The organism is Alkanindiges hydrocarboniclasticus (genome assembly GCF_001982605.1).
GTDB lineage: Bacteria > Pseudomonadota > Gammaproteobacteria > Pseudomonadales > Moraxellaceae > Alkanindiges > Alkanindiges hydrocarboniclasticus.
The window spans coordinates 59,814-83,497 of sequence record NZ_MLCN01000001.1; the positions used below are offsets into that span (position 1 = coordinate 59,814).

Consider the following 23,684-nt stretch of genomic DNA (forward strand, 5'->3'; position numbering starts at 1 on the left):
AATTATATTGCGGCTTTTTCTTAAAATAGCGACTGGACCTGTTATTTTAATCTGTAGTCCAAATCAAATATTCGCTTTCATTTAAAAATACATTAATTTTTACAGTTACTATCTTTTTTAAAAAAGAAAGCGCAACAAATTATTTCACTTAAAAACTAGCAAAAACAATCGGCTACGTTTAGATTTTCTTAAAAAATCCTTCAAAATCCATCTCGACAATAAATATGCTAAAAAACACGGCTATTTTTCATGCTATACGGTTTGCTTATGCATGAAGGATTATGTCGCCCGGCTCTGGTTAATGGGCAATATGCGGTTAACACAATACAACGCTCTTAATATAGGCAAGGGTTTGCCATGGCAGCCCTTCAGGTTTTGTCGAAAATGGATAGAAGGAATAAATGATGACAAACAGACTCTCTCCCCAGCATCGGCGTGAAGCAATCATTGGGATTGATCCGCTATTAAATGCCTATTTCATGACACTGGTTGAAAATGGCGAAGAAGTGGGTGATCCGCTACTGTTTAGCTTTCACGGTGAAGATGATAGCCCATCGGCACAGGCACAGGTAAAACGCATTGAATACTTCAAGGAGTTGTGGCTGCATGAAACCCGAAGTGTTGATGATATGGCGCGTTTATATGGCTCAGCACCGCCGGCAGAATCGCACGCTTAAATATTTATTGTCACTAAATAGCCTGTTTTTCTAAAAAGCAGGCTATTTTTATTACTCAACCTTAAGCATAAATTATAAAGCCATATCCAGACAATATTTTTTAACTGGACCATAACTTTTGCGATGCTCAGGTAAAATACCATGCAGCGCCATGGCTTCCAGATGGGCCTTGGTGGGATAGCCCTTATGCCTGGCCAAGCCATATTGTGGATACTGGCGATCAAGTTCCTGTAGCTGCTGATCCCGGGTTACCTTGGCTAAAATACTCGCAGCACCAATACTTTGCTCCAAACCATCCCCGCCGACAATCGCCCGACAGGAGATACTGCTATCAGGGCATCGATTGCCATCAATAAGCGCCATACTGGGTACAATAACCAACCCCTCAATAGCGCGTTTCATGGCCAGCATTGTGGCATGTAAAATATTCAAGCTATCAATTTCATCATGGCTGGCCTCGGCAATACACCAGGCCAGAGCATGTTGCTGGATTTGTACAAACAGGTGCTCACGCTTTTTTTCTGACAGTTTTTTGGAGTCATTCAATCCTTCTATCGGATGGTCAGGGTCTAGTATTACCGCCGCTGTGACCACAGAGCCAATTAATGGCCCACGCCCTGCCTCATCGACTCCGGCAACCAGCAATGATGCGGCGGGCAATATCAGGTTGGGATTCAATGCAGAGCATGCCAGAATTCGTGGTGAGCTAGTGTCCAGATTGACCAGCAGTGGCATAACCATTTCCTTAAAAATTATGAATAAATTGCAAGTTTTGATAAACAGTAAGCTGCTTATATACTGAATTCATATAAACATGGACTGACTGGATCAGCCTGCCAGCAAAAAGTATTATAAAACCAGTTCCATTTTAATGGCATTGGGAACCTTGATGCCTGACCTTTTGCCTGAGAATTTTTTAAGCAAACCGGCCCTTAATCCCATCCGTTCATACAATGCCTGCGCACGCGGATTACTATCAGCCACATCCAGCGAAAAAATCCGGTACTGTTGCTGGCGAGCTTCAGCTATTTTATGCTCCAGCATGGCCTTGCCAATACCTGTACTCCGCAAAACTGGCTCTACACCAAAATTGGATAGGTAAAGCTCAGTCTTTTTGGGCTGTTGCATGACACTTTCCACATGCTTGAGACGTAACAGTATCGGCCAGACATTGAGTGGGCCATAAAAACGAAATATGTTTTTTAAGGTAGCCAAGGTTAATTTAGGATAAATCCTGCCATCAAAAAAACAGCCCGTAGCAATAACTTTGCCATCGACCATGGCGACAGTGACATTGCGATAACCGCAAAAACCTTTACCGGATTCAAATTCAAACTGAATAAAATCCTGTGCACGATGCTTCGTGGTTTTATAGATAAAATCATAAAGTTCAGGGCCAGCGCTATACATCAAATCGGCAATATTGCCCTGCATGTCTGGGGTTGCTGCAATAATCTGCATGGGATGTCCTAAAATTTGTTGTTAAAGTTATTGTTCAACGTAAAGGCTTAAACTTTACAATTAAAATGCGCATCTGGAAATTTGCCACCAGTTTTAAAGATACAGCCTTTAAAAACTACTGATGAGCTACCTGTTGTTTTAGCATACTTTATTTAACAAACCCAGTACGGCCAATGCCGGATTTATGGCTTGCTGTCCCTGTAATTGCTGGTGAATTGCCATCAGTGCTTGCTGCTGGCTTTGGCCTTTTGATGTTTGTAGTAATCCCATGGCGGCCTGATGCACTTTAGCAGGTGTGGCATCGTACTGAATCAGTTCCGGCACCACTTCACGACTGGCCAGAATATTGGGCAGTGATTTGTAGGGAATCCTCACCATAAAACTGGCAATCAAATAGGTCAGCCAATGTAGCTTGTATACCACCACCATAGGCCGCCCAAACAGCAGGCATTCCAGCGTTGCCGTGCCTGAAGCCAGCAGGACCAGATCACTTGCCGCCATAACATCTCGCCCGACTTTACTTTTGCTTTCCTGTGCATGAATGACCTGCACCGCCTTGCTCAATGCCTGAGGATAACTGGCCAGAATATGCTGGATTTGCTCAAAACGGGCCTGATTAATGGCAGGCACCAGAAACCTGAGGTCTGGCCGGGTTTGCAACAGCTTGAATGCACTATCAAACAGCAACGGGGCAAGCCGTGATACTTCACCAGAACGGCTGCCCGGCAAAATGCCAATTAGCGTTTGGGTTGGTTCAAGGCCTAATTGTTGCTTGGCCAGTGCAAGATCATGCTGTAGCGGAATTTCCTGTGCCAGTGGATGACCGACAAAGACTGCGGGTACTTCATGCTTTAAATAAAAGTCTACTTCAAATGGAAACAGGCATAGCACCAGATCAACCGCAGCGCGAATGCCATGCACCCGGCCCTGACGCCACGCCCATACCGATGGACTGACATACTGTACGGTTTTAATGCCCAATGGCTTCAACTGACTGGACAGGCGCAGGTTAAAATCAGGGGCATCAATCCCCACAAAAATATCTACCGGATTGGCTTTCCAGCGGGCAACCAGATCATCACGAATCGCAAATAGCTCTTTGAGCCGACCCATCACTTCAACCAGCCCCATCACTGCCAGCCGCTCCATGGGATAGATGCTCTGGAAACCTTCTGCAATCATCTGCGGGCCGCCAATCCCTTCAAAAATGGCATCAATCCCCTGTGCCTTAAAGGCTTTGATCAGGGCAACCCCCAGCGTATCGCCCGATACTTCGCCCACCACAATGCCAATACGTAAAGGTTTGCCAAGCGCCTGAGACTGCGTTTGCTGTCCCATTGAAGTTAAGGTTTGCTGATCTTGGCTATTTTTTGGATTGGAAATAATAGGGGTTGTGCTCACTGTGTACGACAAACCTAAACCTGTAATGGCGGCAGTGTAGCATTAAATATTTGGTTTTTTAAAAGCTTAGACACGAAAAAGCTGCGCAGTCCTGTGCCCATTCCTGATAGGCACCATATGACTGAACAGCACTTATAAAACATCTGTAAATTTAAAGTACAGGGTTAAAAAATTGGAAGCAGCCATAAAAACAGCGCTTTAGCCTTGCTACTTAACCGTATTAGCCGTAACTATCAAGGTCTTTAACTAGTCATCATGATCGTGGTGGTCGTCATCACGGTCATGACGGCCATCACGATCATGCTTGCGATCCCAGTGTGACCTGTCGCGATCACGATTGCGATCCCAATTTCTACGGTCATGATCGCGGTCATTTTTCCAGTCTTTTTTATCCCAGCCATTTTTATTCCAACCATCATGACGATGATTACGGTTGGAATTTTCATCAATTGGGGTTACGGCACAGCCACCCAGCGTTAATACCAGAATACCAGTTGCTGTAGCAATCAAATAGCGCTGCATGGCGTTATCCTCAAAACATTATTATGCGCGTAGTGTGGCAGATTTATTGTCTGGTTCTTGAAGGTCAGGTTGGTATTTATGCCTGTTTAGGCTGCAATTGAGTAATTTTTGGTTGAATTTGTCATAACAGTTTAGCTGCCAAGTTTGAAAGGTTATCCATAAAAAAAGCGCCCTGACGGACGCTGATTTATGCTGACTTAAGCTACAGTTAACTGACTTTTTTAACAATAATTGAGCCAATTGAATAACCAGCACCAAAGGAGCAAATAACCCCTAAATCGCCGTCCAGCAAATCTTTGGAATGTTTATGGAAAGCAATGATAGATCCTGCTGAACTGGTATTAGCATACTCATCCAGAATAATGGGTGCACGCTCGCGCTCGGTATCCTTGCCCAGAATCATTTTTAAAATAAACTGGTTCATATTTTCATTGGCCTGGTGCAGCCAGTAACGCTTTACGTCCTCAACATTCAAACCCAGCTTGCCCAAGTGCTCGGTAATGGTTTTGGCGACCAGTGGCGATACTTCGCGATAAACCTTCTGGCCATTTTGCACAAACAGTTTATCCGCCTTGCCCACACCAGATTCATCACCACGGTTTAAGAAACCAAAATTGTTGCGGATATTATTGGAAAACTGGGTGAGTAACTGGGTGCCCAGCACTTCAAAGCCCGGCTTGGAGTTTGTGTCTTCTACCACAATGGCAGTGGCTACATCGCCAAAAATAAAATGGCTGCTGTAATCAGTCCAGTTTAAGTGGCCAGAGGTGATTTCAGCATTGACTACCAGAACCCGCCTGGCTGAACCTGCCTTGATGGCATCAACTGCCTGTTGCAGGCCAAAGGTGGCTGCACTGCACGCCACGTTCATATCAAAGGCATAGCCATGGGTCATGCCAAGGGCAGCCTGAATTTCAATGGCAACGGCTGGATAGGCCCGCTGCATATTTGAGCAGGCCAGAATGACAGCATCAATATCATCCGGGGTTAAACCGGCATTTTCAATGGCTTGCCTAGCCGCAGCGGTGCCCATTTCTGCCTGAATCGACCATTCTTCATTGGCGCGCTCTGGAATGATGGGCGTCATACGCTTGGGATCAAGCACGCCTTCCTTATTCACCACGTAACGTGACTTGATGCCGGATACTTTTTGGATAAAGGGTGCCGATGAACCACGCTTTGGAGTCAGTATTCCGGCTTCAATCTCAGCGGCATTCTGCTGATTGTAGTGTTCGACATAAGCATTCAGGCTTTCTACCAGTTCTTCATTGCTGATTGACTCTGGTGGCGTGTACAGCCCAGTTCCTGTAATACGAATGCTCATGAATCACTCCTGTCATTTATTGTGGTGTTACTTGCATTGCACCCAATAGTAAATGAATATTTCAGATTTGGCTTTAAAAACTTAGCCCAAAATGAGTTGCCACAAAGTCAGCAGTAGTGTCTACCCATCCCCTGTATTTGTCCAGTAGCGAAAAGGCTAAGCTGTTTACAGCATAAGGACACTACCACTGAAAGTTAAAAACGGCAGGATTTAAGCTTAAATATCCTGCCATGCTTTTTCCAGCCGCTTTACTGAAACAGGTACTTTGGTTTTCATCGGCTGGGCAAACAATGATACCCGCCACTCTTCCATTAGCCAGCGAAACTCCTGAAATGAACTGCTTTCCATGGCCTTGTGCGTATCATACTTCAGCATGCGCTCCATGAATGGATCAATTTGTGCCACCGCTTCCGTATCACGCTTCAGGTTATTGGGCAAACGCTCCAGACGGATATTCAGGGCTTTTAAATAACGCGGATATTCCTGCCAGGCCTGTACATCCACCTGATAGACAAAATTGGCCAGTTGCAAGCCGTCGAGCTGGTCTTCGATATCATCCAGATTACGGGCAAATATGTCTACATCAATGGTTAGCATCTGCCGGCGGATGGTTTGCCATAAGGTAAATATTTCATTAAGGTCAGCCAGTACCTTTTGCCCATGCGTTAAAAACTGGGCTTTGCTTGCTGTCAGCTTCTGCTCAAAGGTTTGCTGGTCATAAGCCAGCCCTTCAAATGACACATCCAGCGTGGCATAAATCAGCATGTTTTCCAGTTGGGTTTTATCGCCCAAAGGGGCAAAAGCCAGAATGAGCGATTTGGGCAACTGTTTTTTGAGCTGACGGCTTAAATCACCCAATTGCAAACTGGCCAGACGCAGCAACCCCTGACGATGATGCCGCTTGGCTTCATTTTCATCATTATAGGTGTGAACCACAACGCCGTTCTGGTTCTGGATTTTAGAGCCATCAGTCTGCTTTATAGTTGCATCAGCTTCAATGGGCACCAAGGCATGATACTGATTGACCAGCAGGCCGGTAACTTTCTTTTGGGTTTCAAATGCAAAGCTGGCTGGAAATTCCAGCAGTTCACCTTGCTGTTGCTTAACAGGCTGATGTGTGGCAACGCGGCAACGTGCCTGTAACTCCTCCAGATCACGCCCTTGCGCAATCACCCGTTTCTTGTCATCAATTACCTGAATCATGGGACGTAAATAATTTGGCACGCTATTAATATCAAAATCTTTAGCCTGAATTTGCTCACCGCGCAGCAAAAAGGCCAGTTGCTCCATCAGGCTATTGCCTTTTTGCGGGTCTAACTGAGTCAACAGTTTTTTGGTAGTATCAGGAATGGGAACAAACAAACGACGCTTGTCTTTCGGCAAAGACTTTAACAACGCCTCTACCAAAGGTTGCCGCCAGCCGGGTACGCTCCATGACAAGGCATTGCCATCAACTTGAGGCAAGGCTTGAATCGGAATACTGACCGTTGCCCCGTCATCCTCGCGGCTGGGATCAAACACATAGCGCGTGGCAAGACGCAAAGCCCCCACCTGCCAGTAATCCGGAAATTGCTGCGTGGTCGGAGCCGAATCCAGTAATACATCTTCTTCAGTTAAAAACAGGATACGCGGATTCTTGGCTTCAACCTCGGCGCGCCAGTCCTCAAAGGTACGGCGGCTGGCAATATGCTCTGGAATGCGGCCTGCATAAAACTGGTACAGGGTTTCTTCATCCACCAGCAAATCCCGACGGCGCAATTTATCTTCAATGCGTTCGACTTCTTCAATTTTTTGCAGGTTATGTTTTAAAAATGGTGGGGTAATGCCCAATTGACCCGTGACTAGTCCATCACGCATAAAGATCTCATGCGCTTCGACCAGATTCACTTTTTCATACTGTATCGGCTGCTTGGGCTGAACAATCAAACCAAACAGTGAAATCTGTGCATAGGCATTCACTGTGCCGGATTTTTTCGACCAGTGTGGTTCAAAATAGTGATACTTGAGCAAATCACGGGCGGCCAGCAAAATCCATTCCGGTTCAATTTTAGCCAGTGTGCGCAAATACACCTGTGAGGTTTCTACCATCTCAAAAGCCATCAGCCACGGCGCGCCCTGTTTATGCAAGGTACTGGCTGGGAAAATCCGGGCTTTTTGCTGACGCACCGCCTGATAGATATTTTTTTCATCAGTTCTTTGCGCAATAAAGGACAATAAGCCGGTGAGCAATGCTTTATGCAGGTTTTCATAGCTGGCAGGCTGATCCTTGCCCGACGGTCGTTCAAATGAAAGCTTCAGTTGCTCGGCCAGTTCCACCAGTTGCTGATGGGTTTGCCGCCATTCACGCAGGCGTAACCAGCTTAAAAAATGCTGCTTGGCAAACTGGCGGCGCTGGCCTTCAGTAAGCTGGCCTTTTTGCGCTGCAATGGTGTTCCACAGCTTGATATAAAATAAGAAGTCGGAATCTGGCTCTTTAAACAAGGCATGTTTTTGGTCAGCCTGTGTTTGCTTGTCGGCTGGACGCTCACGCGGGTCTTGTACTGCCAGGGCACTGACCACAATCAGTGCTTCATTCAATACACCAAAATGCGCACCGCCCAGAATCATGCGGGCCAGACGGGGGTCAATTGGCATTTTTGCCATCATCTGGCCAATCTTGGTAAGCTTACTCCCTTCTTTTTTGGAATCGCCGTTCCTCTCGCTAAGCGCACCCAGTTCAACCAGCAGCTTTTTGCCGTCATTCACCAAACGATGATCAGGCGGCTCGATAAAATTAAAGTGATCCAAATCACCTAATCCCAAGCTCTCCATTTGCAAAATCACCGATGCCAAATTGGTACGCTTGATTTCAGGTTCGGTAAATTCTGGACGGCCTAAAAAATCTTCTTCGCTATACAGGCGAATACAAACCCCCGGCGCAATACGGCCGCAACGCCCCTTACGCTGGTTGGCAGCGGCTTGAGAAATGGCTTCAATCGGTAGACGCTGCACCCGTGAGCGATAGGAATAACGTGAAATCCGTGCAAAACCACTGTCAATTACATAGCGGATATTGGGTACGGTAAGCGCCGTTTCTGCCACGTTGGTGGCAATAATAATACGGCGGCCCTTGCCGGATGGGTTAAAAATCTTCTGTTGTTCGCTTAAGGCCAAACGTGCATACAGTGGCAAAATTTCGGTATGTTTGGGGCCAAATTTGTACAGGGTTTCCTGTAAGTCACGGATTTCCTGTTCGGTGCTAGCAAAGACCAGAATGTCGGCATGCTCTGGATGGCCTTTATTGATGGCATCCTGATAGCACTCTTCCACAGCAGCGACAACGGCACGCGGCAGGTTTTCTTCAACATCGTCAAAGGCGTCATCTTCACTGCCTGCTACGGCCAGTTCGGATACTGGGCGATAGCGAACCTCTACCGGATAGCTGCGGCCTTCCACCTCAAATACGGGGGCATTGTTGAAATACTGGCTAAATCGGTTTACGTCCAGTGTGGCAGAAGTAACAATAACTTTTAGATCGGGGCGCTTGGGTAAAATCTGGCGAATATAGCCCAGCAAAAAATCAATATTTAATGAACGCTCATGTGCTTCATCAATAATAATGGTGTCATATTTATTTAAAAAACGGTCATTGCCCAGTTCAGCCAGCAAAATACCATCAGTCATCAGGCGGATAAATGCGTTGCTGTCACCCGTTTCATTAAAGCGCACCTTAAAGCCCACCGACTTGCCCAGTGGCTCGCCCAGCTCCTCGGCAATACGCTGCGACACACTACGCGCTGCCAAACGACGCGGCTGGGTATGCCCAATAATCCCGGTTAAACCGCGGCCAGCCAGCATGGCAATTTTAGGTAACTGGGTGGTTTTACCCGAACCAGTTTCACCAGCCACAATAATCACCTGATGATCCTGAATTGCTTTAATCAAGCGTTCGGCATTTTGTGACACCGGCAGGTCTTCATTGAGCTTAATATCCGGTAAGCGGTCAACGCGCGTCTGCACGGCTTGCTGTGATTTTTCCAGAAGCTGCTGATATGCCTGTTCGTCCTTAAACTTACCCTGCTTTAGGCGTGACAATTTATAGCGGTCACGCGCCATGACGAGGTGATCAGATTGCCTAGATTGTTCAGCTACAGACATAATTTTTCCTAAAACAGCAGTTTCATTCATATAGCAAACATAAAAGCTCGCCATTGTAGCCATTGCATCAATTCAGCGCGTAGAATTTATCAATTAAAATTTATTTCGACTAAAAATAACAAATGCTTTGAATCACTTCTTTAAAATTTATAGGCTGGCATTTTAAAGCATTGGATTATGCTTACTGGGGGAATAGATATATGATCTCTTTAATAAATTTCAATTCATTTGCTTCTTAAATATTAAAATTAACTATCAGTATTAATAAACTCTGCTAATGCCTCATTAATTTTCTGAACTACATCTTGTTTTTTCATCATACCTGTATAGTAAAATTCAGCTTCATCTGTAATCCAGTTCAATAGATCATATAAATCTGTATCTTCAGAAAGCAGATTTAAAATTAAGTATGCACTTTTAATCAATAAATCAAAATTTAACTGGCCTGTTTTGAAGCGTTGAGTCATATCAGGAATCAATATTAATAATTCATAGTATTGAATAGGAAAAGTAATGATGTCTAAATTGCCCTCGAAGCTAGGGTAATCTCCAAGTGATAAGTCAAGAAGCCAACTTGGGGGAGTTGAAATATCAATTAGCTTCTGATCTACCTTCGCAATTAACGCTTCTTTAGAAAGTAACCCTACACTTTCCTGAATTAACAAAGAACGTATTTCTGCTTTTAATGTCATCAAAATCTCTAGTTTTATTAAATAAACATTAGTGCCAGCCGCACATCGTTATAGCCCATCTCGCCATTTAAGGCCTCAACCAGTGACCTTAACCGGATACTGCCATCTTCATTAAAGCTTTCTGGCAGGTTTTGCTTTTTCACCTGTTTCACTGCGCGGCTCACGGCCTGCAACACTTCTTTTTGCGGTTTAATGCGCTCAAAGTTCAACTCACTGCCAATGCCTGTATCCTTAATAGTGGTATCTTTGCTATTAGTTACTTTGCCACTGGTTTTGCTATTGGCCTGCTCATAGAGTTTGGCCAGATGATTAATGACGGTAGCAATAGTCAGGCTACGTGCCAGTGCAATTTCCTCAATATCCAAGCCTTTTTCATAAAGCTCGCGGGTTTGCTCTAACGTGCTGGCCGAAATACTTGCCCCTGCCTTTTGTTTCAGGCGTTTTTCATAACGGGCAATATCCTTGGGATTGGTGGTGCCGCCACATTTTTTAATAAAATCTTCATGTACCAGCGTGGTATCCCGATCTTGCCATACACTTTCTGCATCATTTGAGAGCTGCTGGAAACGCTGGTCGGCTTTCATGGCCAGACTGTCAAGTTCCAGCGCATTCTGGTTAAAGCCCAGTAAACGCAAGCCATCCAATGTTTTCAAGCGTGACAATGCCACATAGCCCTGCCCTTTTTCAAAAGTCTGGCTCAGGTCAATTTCAGCAGCTTCAAGGGTCATGCCCTGACTTTTATGCACAGTAATGGCCCATGCATGCCGCAGTGGAATCTGCTTGAAGCTGGCAATGGCCTTGCCCTGTTCATTATTAATCGACCATTCGGCAGGCGACACCACCATTTTTGTGCCATCACGCAGTTTCACTTCAGGCAACTCGCCAAATTCTTCATCTTTAATAAAGCCGATGACCTCACCCAAGCTGCCGTTAATATAGCCTTCCTCAAAGTTGTTTTTTACAAACATCACCTTGGCGCCTTTTTTAAGCATCAGGTCTTGCGGCGCACGAACGGAACTGGTCAGGGTCATCACCAGTTTTTCATTGCCTTCGGTTTGGGCATAAAAATGATGCGCCTTGCCTTTAAGCCCTTCCAGATGCTGCTCATTGATCTGGTCGACATCTACATTATGGGTAAACAAACGGGTGATATCGCTATCCAATGCCTGCTGCTGAGTGCTTTGCAAGGTTTTAATGCTATGCGGGCTAATCTGACCCAAGCGGATTTCATTTAAAATAATATTAAGCTGGTTGTCCTGCTGGCGATGCTGCTCACTGAGATAGCAAATACTAAAACCGGCTTCCAGCCATGCCGCCGACATAAAAGCAAACTTGTCACGGTTAGTTTCGCCGGATTTGCCAACAGGCGGCAACTGAAAAAAGTCACCCGCGACAATGACCTGCATGCCACCAAATGGCTCATCAGTATCCTTGATGTATTTTAAAACCTGATTGACCAGATCCAGTTGCCGCGCATGAAGCATGGAAATTTCATCAATAATCAACACTTGGGCTTTTTCAATATGGTCACGCAGGTATTTGCGGTCTTTTAGATTTTTGAGGTCGTGATCAGTCAGGACATCCTTGATGCCAATGCCAGACCAGGTATGAATGGTCATGCCGTTCATGTGAGTGGCGGCAATACCTGTGGATGCTGTAACGGCAACGGGCACCTTGCGCGCCTTAAGGTACTCAATGTACTGGTTGAGTGTGTAGGTTTTACCTGCCCCGGCAGAGCCGGTTAAAAAGACATTTTTGCCGGATTTTAAAATATTCAGTGCGGTGGATTGTTTCATAAAAAAATGTGCTGCATAGAAGGATGTGCTGCATGAAATAGACGATATGGCGTCAAAAAGGGCGATTTTCAGGTTTTATATTTTAGCAGCTTTTTGCACAGGCTGCCTTTTTAAAGCACTGGACAAAAGCCAAAACGCGACAAGGCCTGACGCATTTTAGCTATTTAAAATTTTAAGCTCAGAATAAACAATGCAGTTTTATAAATTGAAACAGCTTGATTTTAACCTTACTAAGCTTGGCTTATCATTTTTTGGCATGACAAAGTGTTGCTGTGCTTTACCGCTGCTTAAGCACAGCTTTTGCCGTAGGCTTGAGTCAAGCCTTACCTGATTTATTTGCGCTCAGGGATAAGCACTTCAATCCCAACTGTGCGGTAGTAGCGCTGGATTTCCAGCAAATCACTTTCCAGGTCAGTGGGCATGATTTTTCCCAGCAAGCCACCATGTTTGGTTTTCACATCTGAAAACATCAGCACAATGGGTACATTGGCTGCCTTGGCAATGTGCCAGAATCCGGTTCTAATGGGCTTGCGGGTTTCACCATCTTTAGCCCGGGTTGCTTCGGGTGCAATGACCAGCGTAAATTTTTCGTGATCTGCAAACTGTTGAGCCATCTGGGTGACAATATTTTTGGAGGCATTACGGTCTACCGGAATACCGCCCAGCGCTTCAAGTAAAGGCTTTAAAGGCCCCTTAAACAGCTCTTTCTTGATCAGGGTATGGATTTTAAGCCCCATAATCTGAAACAGCGCCAAAGATAAAATTGCATCGCGGTTTGAGGTATGCTCAAAACCGATTGCTACTTGCTTGTCACTGAGTAAAGCCGGGTCATATTGATAGGTCCAGCCATAAAGTTTAAAAGTTGCTTTGCCAAGTTGTTTGAGCATGGGATTGACTACGCCTAAAACCAGATGAATCAAAAAAAAATAAAATTAGAACAGCAAACCAGAACGCAGAACCAAAAAAAACGTCGCCCAAAATATGGTTTGAGCGACGGCAATTTAGCATTATTAATGCTTAAAAAGCATTAGCCATTTGTATTGACCTCAAGCTGCAAACCAGCCTGCTTTGCCAACTGGGTAAAATTGGGAAAACTGGTCGCAACGGTTTCAGTGCCATCAATGGTAATCGGCTGGCTGGCACGCAAACCGGCAATGGCAAAGCTCATGGCAATACGATGATCGTGGTGGCTTTCAATGGTGCCACCACCAAATATTGGCTGCCACTCACTGGTGTTTCCTTTGCCTTCAATAATAATCCCGTCTTCTGTGGGCGTACAGTCAATGCCAAGTGTTTTAAGGCCATCAGCCATCACCTGAATGCGGTCAGATTCCTTGACACGCAGTTCAGCCGCACTAGTCAGCACGGTCTGGCCAGTGGCACAAGCCGCTGCAATAAAGATTGCCGGGAATTCATCAATGGCTAGCGGCACCTGATCTTCAGGAATATGAATGCCTTTTAGGGTATTGGCGCGAATACGGATGTCAGCAACGGGTTCACCGCCTGCCATTTTTTCATTGGACAGGCTAATGTCTGCGCCCATTTGCTTTAAAATTTCAATAACCCCGGTTCGGGTTGGGTTAATGCCCACCTGTTCCAGTGTGACATCAGAACCCTGTGCAATCGCAGCGCCCACCATAAAAAAAGCAGCCGAGGAAATATCAGCAGGCACCTGAATATGCGTGCCAGTCAGCGTACCGCCACCTTGCAGGCTAATGGTATTGCCTTCGGTCTTAACTTCATAGCCAAACGCACGCAGCATGCGCTCACTATGGTCACGGGTGGGTTCCGGCTCAGTGATTGAGGTTGTGCCCGCTGCCCATAAACCCGCCAGCAAAATACCCGACTTGACCTGTGCTGATGCCATGGGTAAATCATAGTGAATGCCTTTAAGCGGCTGATTACCACTAATGCTTACCGGTGGCGTACCGCGCTCGCCGGTAGTCTGGATTTTGGCACCCATAAGACGCAATGGCTTGGCAATACGCTCCATGGGACGCTTGGTGAGTGATGGATCACCCGTCATCACACTATCAAATTTCTGGGCTGATAAAATACCGGACAGCAGGCGCATGCTGGTGCCAGAATTACCCATGTAAAGCGCACCGGCTGGTTCCTTTAAACCATGCAGGCCAACCCCATGAATGGTGACTTCACCATTTTTAGGGCCTTCAATATTAACGCCCATATCACGAAAAGCTTGCAGGGTCGCCAGCGCGTCTTCACCTTCCAGAAAACCAGTTACGTGGGTGGTGCCAGTGGCCAGCGCGCCCAGCATAATAGAACGATGTGATACCGATTTATCGCCAGCAACCGTAAAAGTGCCTGTTAATTTTCCACCAGCCTGAATAATAAATTGCTCGGTCACGTTGTTGTTCCTGTCCAGATTTTGAGTACGATTTTGCATGCTTTTTTGCATATAGGGAGTTTTTGCCAGCATGTGGCTAAAGTGCTGACGCGCGGCCTGCGCACGGCCCAGCAAACCAATAAGCTGCTCAGAATTTTCCTGTTCAATCAATTGCTTCAACTGGCCCAGCTGTTGCTCAAAGGCATTAATGGCCTTAAGCACCGATACCTTGTTGGCTAGAAAAATGTCATGCCACATTTGCGGGTCACTGGCGGCAATCCGGCTAAAGTCACGCAACCCACCCGCGGCATAGCGAAAAATATCCAGATTATTACGGCTAGCGGCTAATTGCTCAATCAGGTTAAAAGCCAGTAAGTGTGGCAAATGACTGGTCTGTGCCAGAATTTCATCATGCTCGGCCACACTCATACAAATAACTTCGGCCTGTGTGGCTTGCCACAGTGTAATCAGTTTTTTAACAGCTTGCGGATTGCTGCTGGGCAGCGGCGTTAGAATCACCTTGTGGTGGGCAAATAAATCGGCACGGCCTGCATGTACCCCCGTGTGTTCACTACCTGCAATCGGGTGGCCCGGCACAAATCCGCTGGGCAAGTTTTCACCAAATACCGCCTTGGCGGCCTCTACCACATTACATTTGGTACTGCCGACATCGCTAATAATGGCATCTGGTTTTAACACTGGCTGAATGGCCTGTAGCACTTTTTCAGTGGCACGCACTGGCAAGGCCAGCACAATCAGGTCAGCATCTCTGGCAGCATCTTGCGGACTGGTAAACCCGGCATCTATCAGACCTAAATCCTGAGCATCCTGTAAGGTTTGAACTGAGCGTGTACTGGCTACCACCTGTTTTGCCAGTTTTTTGTCACGAATGACCCGGCACAGGCTAGAGCCAATTAGCCCAAGACCAATAAACGCAACTTTTTCAAATAAAAAGGCAGGTTCATCATTGCTGCACTGATCAACAGGCTTTTGCATCAGGCAGCCTCAGTGGCTGGAATCTCAGCCAGAACCTGCGCCAATGTCTCCAGAAAACGGGCATTTTCTTCCGGTAAACCAATAGATACCCGAATATGTTGCGGCATGGCATAGCCACCACCAACCGGGCGCACAATCACGCCTTTTTTAAGTAGCGCATTAAATACCTGTCCGCCATCACGCTGCACGTCAACGGCAATAAAATTAGCGCGCGAGGCAATCCAGTGTAAGCCCAGCTTGGCAAATCCCTGCTCAAGCTGTGCCATACCCTGTTTGTTCAGTTCACGGCTTTGCTCAATAAAGTCAGTATCTTTTAATGCAGCAACGGCCGCCGCCAAGGCAAATGAGCTGACATTAAACGGCTGGCGCACCCGATTGAGTAAATTGGTGACTTCAACACTGGCCAAACCAAAGCCCACACGCAACGAAGCCAAGCCAAATGCCTTGGATAGGGTGCGGCTAATCAGCAAATTAGGATATTGGGTCAAAAATTTCAGGCTATTGAAGTTTTCCGGGAAATATTCCACATAGGCTTCATCCAGCACTACCAACACATGCTGCGGAATGAGTTGCATAAACTGGCTAAATTCGCTTTCTTCAAACCATGTTCCCGTTGGGTTATTGGGGTTAGCAATAAAAATTACCCGGGTTTTGTCTGTTACGGCATTTGCCATGGCAACCAAATCATGGCCAAAGTTTTTGGCAGGCACTTCCACACCAATCGCACCGACCGCTTGCGTTGCCAGCGCATAGACCGCAAAAGCATGCTGGCTATAAATCACTTCATCCTGCGCTGCAACAAAAGTACGTGCCACCAACTCCAGAATATCGTTGGAACCATTACCCAGTGTAATCTGGTTCATTTCAACGCCAAACTGCTGGCTAATTTGCTGCTTGAGTGCAAAACCATTGCCATCCGGATAACGGCCTACTTCATCAATCGCCTGCTGAATGGCAGCTTTGGCTTGTGGCGAACAACCCAGTGGATTTTCATTACTGGCCAGTTTAATCACGTCATCCAGACCCAGTTCGCGCTTTAACTCATCAATGGGCTTGCCCGGCTGATAAGGCGCAATGTGACAAATCCCGTCATTGGCAGGTGGAATTAAAAAGCTGGACTGGGTAGACATGGCACGTTCTCTTGCTAAACAGGTTGAACCAGTAAATTAAAAACCTTAAGGTCAAAATACATCAGTTAAAAACTGACATTAAATAATAAAATTAAAAATTGATCATCTAAAGCACTGCCTTGGGATAGGAACCCAGCACACGCACTTCCTTAACCAATGGCCGGATTTCTTCCAGTGCAGCAGCCACATTGCTATCAGACACATGACCATTTAAATCAATAAAGAACACATAGGCCCATTTTTCAGGCAATGCAGGACGGGTTTCAATACTGGTCAGACTAATGTTGTGCTTGGCAAAGGGTGCCAGGATTTCAATGAGGGCACCCGCCCGGTCATGCGCTGCCACCAGCAAGGATGTTTTATCCTGCCCACTGGCTGCAATGGCGTCACGCCCGATAATTAAAAACCGTGTGGTATTGCTGGGGTTGTCTTCAATATTTTTATGCAGCACAGTCAGGTTGTACAGTTCGGCGGCTGTTTCCCCGGCAATGGCAGCTGAGTGCCACTCACTGCGAATACGTTTGGCCGCTTCACCATTACTGGTGAGTGCTACACGCTCGGCAGCCGGATAATGGGCATCTAGCCACTTGCGGCATTGCGCCAGCGTCTGCTGATGCGCATAAATCTTGGTAATGCTGTCCTGCTTGGTGGTTGGCGATATCAGAAACTGGTGATGAATACGCAGCTCTACCTCACCAATGACATGCAGGTGTGAACCGATAAAACAGTCCAGTGTGTGATTGACCACCCCTTCGGAGGAATTTTCAACCGGCACTACGCCATAATGTGCGCTACCGGCTTCAACTTCACGAAAAACTTCATCAATGGTAGCCAGTGGACGGACAACGGCCTGATGACCAAAGTGCTTGAGGGCAGCAGCATGGGTAAAAGTCCCTTCTGGCCCTAAAAAAGCAATGGTTTGCGGCGCTTCAAGGGCCAGACAGGCTGACATGATTTCACGAAAAATCCGGGCTACGGTTTCATTTTCCAGTGGGCCTTCGTTGCGGGCCATCACATTGCGCAACACCTGCGCTTCCCGTTCGGGACGATAAAAGACCGGATTTGAATCGGTTGCAAACTTGGCTTTTGCCACACCTTCGGCAAGCCGGGCACGCTGGTTTAAAAGACGGTGAATTTGCTGATCAACCTGATCAATATCCTGTCGTAACTGATCCAGCGAAGGGGCTAGCCCTGAATTTTGCCAGTCATTATCGTCCGTTGCTGCCATGGTATTTTTTGCTCTTGCTACCTTGTATCAAGCGCCAAAGTATACACGGTTTATAAGAGATAGTTGATAAAGAGTTGCATTACAGGCCAAGGTCTTATAAAAATCACTCAGTCCCTATCCGGTTGAAAGGCCTTATAATGTCATCTACCCCAAATGCAGGTTTTGATCCCGTCAACCCGCAACCCAACATGCCCAATCCTCCTGTAAAAAAGAGCAGACGCTGGATGATTCTGGCTGCGCTGCTGATAGTGGCCTTGCTTGTTATTTTGTTTGTGATTTTTTCCAATAAAGATAAAGACACGTCACAGGCTACCAATACCACCCAGAATGGCCAAACGCAAACAGCGCTGACTGTCACGGCAACCCAGCTTGAAAACAGGAACTGGGAAAAAACGCTCGAAGCCAATGGTAACATTGCAGCCTGGCAGGAAGTGGTGATTGGTAGTGAACTGTCTGGCCTGCGCATTACCCAAGTGAATGTGAATGTAGGTGATGTGGTCAGGCGTGGTCAGTTACTGGCACAAATTAACCCGGATACCATTCAGGCTGAACTGGCCCAGTCACGGGCAACGGTTGCTGAAGCGCAGGCTGTACTGAATGATGCGGTTGCTGATGCAAGGCGCATTCAGGCATTAAAGGATACCGGTGCCATTTCAGCGCAGGAAGCTGCACAATATTTAACCACTCAGCAAACGGCACAGGCCCGGCTTGATCTGGCGCGTGCGCAAATTGAATCCAGCCAGTTACGTCTGGCACAGGCCCGCATTGTTGCACCCGATGATGGGGTCATTTCTGCCCGCACAGCCACAGTAGGTTCGCTGGCACAAGCCGGACAGGAACTGTTTCGAATGATTCGTGATAACCGGCTGGAATGGCGCGCCGAAGTGACCACCTCGGAACTGTACCGCTTAAAACCCGGCATGAAAGTCAGTGTTGTTTCGGCTGATCCAGCCCAGCCCCCCATTATGGGCACCGTGCGCATGATTGCCCCTGCCATTAACACCGATACCCGCTATGGTCTGGTTTATGTGGACTTGCCACGCACCAGTGCACTGCGCATGGGGATGTTTGTTAAGGGCACTTTTCAACTGGGAGCACAAAATGCACTAACCCTGCCACAAAGCAGCTTGTTACTGCGTGATGGCTTTGCCTATATCTTTACACTAGACAGAAAAAACCGCGTGCAGCAGCAAAAAATTGAAACTGGTCGCCGTGTGGGTGACCGGGTTGAAGTGATGGGCGTGCCTAACAATGTGCGGATAGTCGCCAGTGGTACAGCATTTTTGACGGATGGTGATACGGTCAAAGTGGCAACGGCCATTCCGCAGACGCCACTAAACCGCCAGTTTGCCGCAGGGGATGATTCATGAATTTTTCCGCATGGTCTATCCGCAACCCGATACCCAGCATTTTGCTGTTTATCATGCTGGCCCTCACTGGATTGTTGTGTTTTCACTGGATGAAAATACAGCAGTTCCCGGATATTGAGCTGCCCATGATTACCGTAGCCGCAGCACTGCCCGGGGCAGCACCGCCACAACTGGAAACCGAAGTGGCACGCAAGATTGAAAACTCCATTGCCACCATTCAGGGCCTGAAAAACCAGTACAGCACCATTCAGGATGGCATGGTTACGGTGACTGCCGAATTCCGGCTGGAAAAGCCCTTACAGGAAGCACTGGATGATGTACGCAATGCGGTCTCACAGGTGCGTAGTGATTTGCCTGCCGATGTCCGCGACCCGATTGTCAGCAAGGTAAACCTGTCGGGTGCGCCTATCCTGACCTATACCGTACAGTCGCCACGGCTGGATGAAGAATCCCTGTCCTGGTTTGTGGATTATGACATTACCCGTAGCATGCTGAAAGTACCCGGCGTGGGCGCAGTGGCACGTGTGGGCGGGGTCAACCGGCAGGTCAATGTTGAACTGGACCCTACCCGCCTGCTGGCCTTAAATGCCTCGGCGGCTGATATCTCACGCCAGTTACGGCAGGTTCAGCAAGAAGCCTCGGGCGGACAAACTAAAATTGGCAGCAATGAGCAGTCCATTCGCACGCTGGCAACAGTCAAAAGTGCCAAAGATATTGCCCAGATGGAAATTCCCCTGAGCGATGGCCGACGTATCCGGCTGGAAGATGTGGCAACCGTGCGCGATGGCATTGCCGAACGGCGCTCGGCGGCCTTGCTAAATGGCCAGCCAGTAGTAGGATTTGAAATTACCCGTAGCAAGGGTGCCAGTGAAGTAGACGTGGAAGAAGGCGTTAAAGCCGCGCTGGAGCAACTTAAAGCGGAACACCCAGACCTGAAAATCACACAGGCATTTAACTTTGTAAAACCTGTAGTGGATGATTACAAAGGTTCCATGTCGCTGTTGTATGAAGGCGCTATTCTGGCGGTGCTGGTGGTATGGCTGTTTCTGCGTGACTGGCGTGCCACCCTGATTGCGGCGACTGCCCTGCCATTGTCGATTTTACCCGCTATTATTGGCATGTATTATTTTGGCTTTACCCTTAATACCGTAACCTTGCTGGCCATGTCGCTGGTGGTGGGTATTCTGGTGGATGACGCCATTGTCGAAATTGAAAATATCATCCGGCACCTGCGTATGGGCAAAACCCCCTATGAAGCCGCCATGGAAGCCGCTGATGAAATTGGTCTTGCGGTAATTGCGACCACATTTACCTTAATTGCTGTCTTCCTGCCTACTGCATTTATGAGCGGGATAGCCGGCAAGTTTTTTGTGCAGTTTGGCTGGACGGCAGCACTGGCAATTTTTGCCTCGCTAATTGTGGCGCGCCTGCTCACACCCATGATGTCGGCTTATTTGCTAAAACCCTGGGTAGCAAAAGAAACTGACAACACGGATACACTGCCTGCGCTGGTTGATCATCCGGCACAACAAAACCTCCCGTATGATGACAAGAGTAACGACGGCTTTGTGATGCGCAATTATCTGCGCACGGTGGCATGGTGTATTCATCATCGTAAAACGGTGATGGGAGCAGTAACTATATTTTTTATAGGCTCTATGATGTTAGTGCCATTACTGCCTACTGGGTTTGTTCCAGCAACTGATACAGGCCAAACCCAGGTACGACTGGAACTGGTGCCTGGCTCGGAGTTTTCAGAAACCTTGGCAGCAGCTGAATATGCCCGACACCTGATTAAGGACCACCCCCAAATTCGCAGCATTTACACCACGATTGGTGGAGGTGCAGCAGGCTCCGATCCATTTTCGCCCAGCAGTGCCGAAACCCGTAAGGCCACGCTAACCATTCAAACCAGCGAGCGCAACGAACGTGACATTAGCCTGCAAGGAATAGAAAAAGAACTGCGCGAACGCTTAAGCGTACTGCCTGGCATGCGGATTCAGGTTGGTCTGGCTGGTGCCAACAGCAAATACCAGTTGGCTTTGTCTGGGGATGACCCGGATACCTTGATCACCACAGCCCGTACACTGGAACGCCAGTTGCGCACAATTCCTGGCCTTGGCAGCATTACATCCAGCACGGCCCTGATCCGGCCAGAAGTGGTGATCCGTCCGGATTTTGCCAAAGCCGCAGACCTTGGCGTGACTTCAGCCGCCATTGCTGAAACCCTGCGTGTGGCTACAGCAGGTGATTTTGACCAGAATCTGGCCAAGCTTAACCTGTCGCAGCGCCAGATTCCCATTGTCATCAAGCTGCCGGTTTCTGCCCGACAGGACATTAGCCTGCTGGGCCGCTTGGTGGTCAATGGAAGCCGTGGGCCTGTAATGCTGGGCAGTATTGCGGATATTAGTATTGATAGCGGCCCATCGCAGATTGACCGTTTTAACCGCCTGCGCAATGTTAACTTCAATATTGAGTTAAATGACCAGCAACTGGGTGATGTTGCCGCCAAAATTGACCAGCTGCCTATTTTGAAGAACCTGCCGCCTTCGGTTACCCGTACTGAGATCGGTGATGCTGAAGTGATGGCTGAACTGTTTTCAAGTTTTGGTCTGGCCATGTTAACTGGCGTAATGTGTATTTATGTAGTGCTGGTCTTGCTGTTTAAGGACTTCCTACAGCCTATCACTTTACTTTTTGCTTTAGTCCTATCTCCAGGTGGCGCATTTATATTGCTTTTAATAGCAAATAGTACTTTATCTATGCCCAGCCTAATTGGATTGCTAATGCTGATGGGCATTGCCAGTAAAAACTCCATTTTGCTGGTGGATTACGCCATTCTGGCTCGCAAGGATCAAGGCATGCCACGTTTTGAAGCCCTGCTGGATGCCTGCCATAAGCGCGCGCGGCCCATCATCATGACCACCATTGCCATGGGTGCAGGGATGCTGCCTATTGCACTGGGCATTGGTACGGATCCCAGTTTTCGCTCACCTATGGCCATTGCCGTAATTGGTGGCCTGATTACCAGTACGTTTTTATCACTGCTAGTGATTCCGGTGGTTTATACCTTAATTGATGACCTGCAACAGCTCATGTACCGGCTTAGAGGAAAGCGTAAAACCGTCAATTCCTGATGGCTCTAGCCAGACTTTCCGGCTTTTCTCAAATCTTATGCTGAACCGATTGAGAAAAGCTGGAAATTTTTTATTTATCTCCCGCTGTTTAGTGACACTCCAGCTTTACCCAGCGCAATCCAGTTTGATTTTTTGTCCATAAAAATGCCACTTTGCCTTTTATTAAAGAGCAAACAGTACAAGATTGTTTATGGATACGTAAAAAAGCCTATGCTGCCATAAACTGTATTTGTTACATTGGCCTACAACGGATTGGCTCCTTTAGCCTCAACCTTTGGTTATGAATAGACCTTTGATCAGTAACGCAACCCATAGTCATTCGATTACTCGTTCCCTGATCATCAGCTCTCTAATCTAGAGTTCTTGTAAAACCAGCAACTTAGGATAAAAACTTAAAATGAACAGCACCATTTCTGCAACGACAGCTACTTCTGCTCAGGCTAACAATGCGCTGGCGCAACTTTGCCAGATGACCACCGTAGTGGCTGATACCGGCGATTTGAAAGCCATTCAGCAATTTCGTCCCTTAGATGCGACGACTAATCCGTCATTAATTACAGCCGCAGCCAGCCTGCCCGAAAATGTTCATTTGATTGAAGCAGCTTATGAACAAGCCCGAAACGAAGGCCTGTCCGGTGAACCCTTGCTGAACCGCACCATTGATATTCTGACGGTTAAACTGGGTATTGAAATCCTGAAACTGGTCGAAGGCCGTGTCTCCACCGAAGTTGATCCCAATTTTTCCTTTAACACCGAAGCCACCATTAGCCGTGCACTTGAATTGCTTAAACTGTATGAGGCCGAAGGGATTAATAAAGACCGCGTGCTGATCAAGATTGCCGCCACATGGCAAGGCATTCAGGCTGCAAGATATCTGGAAGAACAGGGCATTCACTGTAACCTGACCCTGATTTTTAACCTGCATCAGGCTTCTGCCTGCGCTGATGCCAAAGTGACGCTGATTTCTCCGTTTGTCGGCCGCATTCTGGACTGGTACAAGAAAAAGGAAAACCGTGATTCCTACCCGATTGAACAAGACCCCGGTGTCAATTCCGTTAAGCAGATTTACAACTATTACAAGCAGCATGGCCTAAAAACCCAGGTGATGGGCGCCAGCTTTAGAAGCAGTGAACAGGTGTTGGCACTGGCTGGCTGTGACCTGCTCACCATTGCGCCATCCATTTTGCAAGAACTCCAGCAACGCCATGAGCATATCCAGCCCCAGCTTTCCGCTGAACTGGCCAAACAGGCTGAACCAGTAGATTATGTAGAACTGGATGAAGGCCGCTTTGAAGAATTTTTAAACCGCGATGAAATGGCCTATGCGCTGTTGCAAGCGGGGATTGATGGTTTTATCAAGGCACGTGACCAATTGTCGCACCAGTTGCGTGAAAGTTTTGGCATTGGTGAAATCAAGGCTTAAAACCCGGCTAGAACCAGAATTCAAGCAATAAAAAAAGACGCTC

General features: G+C 47.3%; 16 protein-coding genes. 4 read left to right on the top strand and 12 right to left on the bottom strand.

The genetic code is table 11. The annotated features are described in order from the left end of the window. Positions 1-401: 401 nt before the first annotated feature. Positions 402-677 carry a hypothetical protein gene (locus tag BKE30_RS00275; protein ID WP_143253608.1) on the top strand — a complete coding sequence of 92 codons (276 nt, stop codon included), beginning with the start codon at positions 402-404 and terminating at the stop codon, positions 675-677. A gap of 72 nt (positions 678-749) precedes the next feature. Here the strand turns inward: BKE30_RS00275 and rnhB are convergent, their stop codons facing one another. The 12 genes from rnhB to pheA form a co-directional block, all read right to left on the bottom strand. Further along, the gene (rnhB, locus tag BKE30_RS00280) at positions 750-1,322 is read right to left on the bottom strand and encodes a ribonuclease HII (protein ID WP_076876727.1); all 573 of its coding nucleotides are present in this window, start codon (positions 1,320-1,322) and stop codon (positions 750-752) included. A 204-nt stretch (positions 1,323-1,526) separates the two neighbouring features. After that, positions 1,527-2,138 carry a GNAT family N-acetyltransferase gene (locus BKE30_RS00285; protein WP_076876669.1) on the bottom strand — a complete coding sequence of 204 codons (612 nt, stop codon included), beginning with the start codon at positions 2,136-2,138 and terminating at the stop codon, positions 1,527-1,529. Positions 2,139-2,276: 138 nt separating this feature from the next. Further along, positions 2,277-3,476, bottom strand: a complete 1,200-nt coding sequence (lpxB, locus tag BKE30_RS00290; RefSeq protein WP_076876728.1) for a lipid-A-disaccharide synthase — start codon at positions 3,474-3,476, stop codon at positions 2,277-2,279. A 309-nt stretch (positions 3,477-3,785) separates the two neighbouring features. After that, on the bottom strand, positions 3,786-4,061 hold the full coding sequence (locus tag BKE30_RS00295; protein WP_076876670.1) for a hypothetical protein: 276 nt from the start codon (positions 4,059-4,061) through the stop codon (positions 3,786-3,788). 208 nt (positions 4,062-4,269) lie between these two features. Further along, positions 4,270-5,385: a beta-ketoacyl-ACP synthase III gene (locus tag BKE30_RS00300; RefSeq protein WP_076876671.1), complete on the bottom strand. Its 1,116-nt coding sequence runs from the start codon at positions 5,383-5,385 to the stop codon at positions 4,270-4,272. A gap of 216 nt (positions 5,386-5,601) precedes the next feature. Beyond that, a complete protein-coding gene (hrpA, locus tag BKE30_RS00305; RefSeq protein WP_076876729.1) occupies positions 5,602-9,522 on the bottom strand; it encodes an ATP-dependent RNA helicase HrpA in 3,921 nt (1,306 codons plus the stop codon). 248 nt (positions 9,523-9,770) lie between these two features. Next, the gene (locus BKE30_RS00310; protein ID WP_076876672.1) at positions 9,771-10,214 is read right to left on the bottom strand and encodes a hypothetical protein; all 444 of its coding nucleotides are present in this window, start codon (positions 10,212-10,214) and stop codon (positions 9,771-9,773) included. A gap of 17 nt (positions 10,215-10,231) precedes the next feature. Next, complete coding sequence (locus tag BKE30_RS00315) at positions 10,232-12,010, bottom strand: AAA family ATPase (protein WP_076876673.1); 1,779 nt, start codon at positions 12,008-12,010, stop codon at positions 10,232-10,234. 332 nt (positions 12,011-12,342) lie between these two features. Beyond that, positions 12,343-12,897 carry a 1-acyl-sn-glycerol-3-phosphate acyltransferase gene (locus tag BKE30_RS00320; RefSeq protein ID WP_076876674.1) on the bottom strand — a complete coding sequence of 185 codons (555 nt, stop codon included), beginning with the start codon at positions 12,895-12,897 and terminating at the stop codon, positions 12,343-12,345. A 140-nt stretch (positions 12,898-13,037) separates the two neighbouring features. Next, positions 13,038-15,353, bottom strand: a complete 2,316-nt coding sequence (locus tag BKE30_RS00325; protein WP_076876675.1) for a bifunctional prephenate dehydrogenase/3-phosphoshikimate 1-carboxyvinyltransferase — start codon at positions 15,351-15,353, stop codon at positions 13,038-13,040. Beyond that, on the bottom strand, positions 15,353-16,483 hold the full coding sequence (gene hisC, locus BKE30_RS00330) for a histidinol-phosphate transaminase (protein WP_076876676.1): 1,131 nt from the start codon (positions 16,481-16,483) through the stop codon (positions 15,353-15,355). The genes BKE30_RS00325 and hisC overlap by 1 nt, the downstream gene beginning before the upstream one ends. A 106-nt stretch (positions 16,484-16,589) precedes the next feature. Next, the gene (gene pheA / locus BKE30_RS00335) at positions 16,590-17,711 is read right to left on the bottom strand and encodes a prephenate dehydratase (RefSeq protein ID WP_076876677.1); all 1,122 of its coding nucleotides are present in this window, start codon (positions 17,709-17,711) and stop codon (positions 16,590-16,592) included. 188 nt (positions 17,712-17,899) lie between these two features. Here pheA and BKE30_RS00340 point away from each other — a divergent pair, with 188 nt between their 5' ends. From BKE30_RS00340 to tal, 3 genes are all read left to right on the top strand, one after another. Further along, positions 17,900-19,081 carry an efflux RND transporter periplasmic adaptor subunit gene (locus tag BKE30_RS00340; RefSeq protein ID WP_076876730.1) on the top strand — a complete coding sequence of 394 codons (1,182 nt, stop codon included), beginning with the start codon at positions 17,900-17,902 and terminating at the stop codon, positions 19,079-19,081. Then, on the top strand, positions 19,078-22,218 hold the full coding sequence (locus tag BKE30_RS00345) for an efflux RND transporter permease subunit (protein WP_076876678.1): 3,141 nt from the start codon (positions 19,078-19,080) through the stop codon (positions 22,216-22,218). The genes BKE30_RS00340 and BKE30_RS00345 overlap by 4 nt, the downstream gene beginning before the upstream one ends. Positions 22,219-22,615: 397 nt before the next feature. Further along, on the top strand, positions 22,616-23,641 hold the full coding sequence (gene tal, locus BKE30_RS00350) for a transaldolase (protein WP_076876679.1): 1,026 nt from the start codon (positions 22,616-22,618) through the stop codon (positions 23,639-23,641). Positions 23,642-23,684 lie beyond the last annotated feature (43 nt).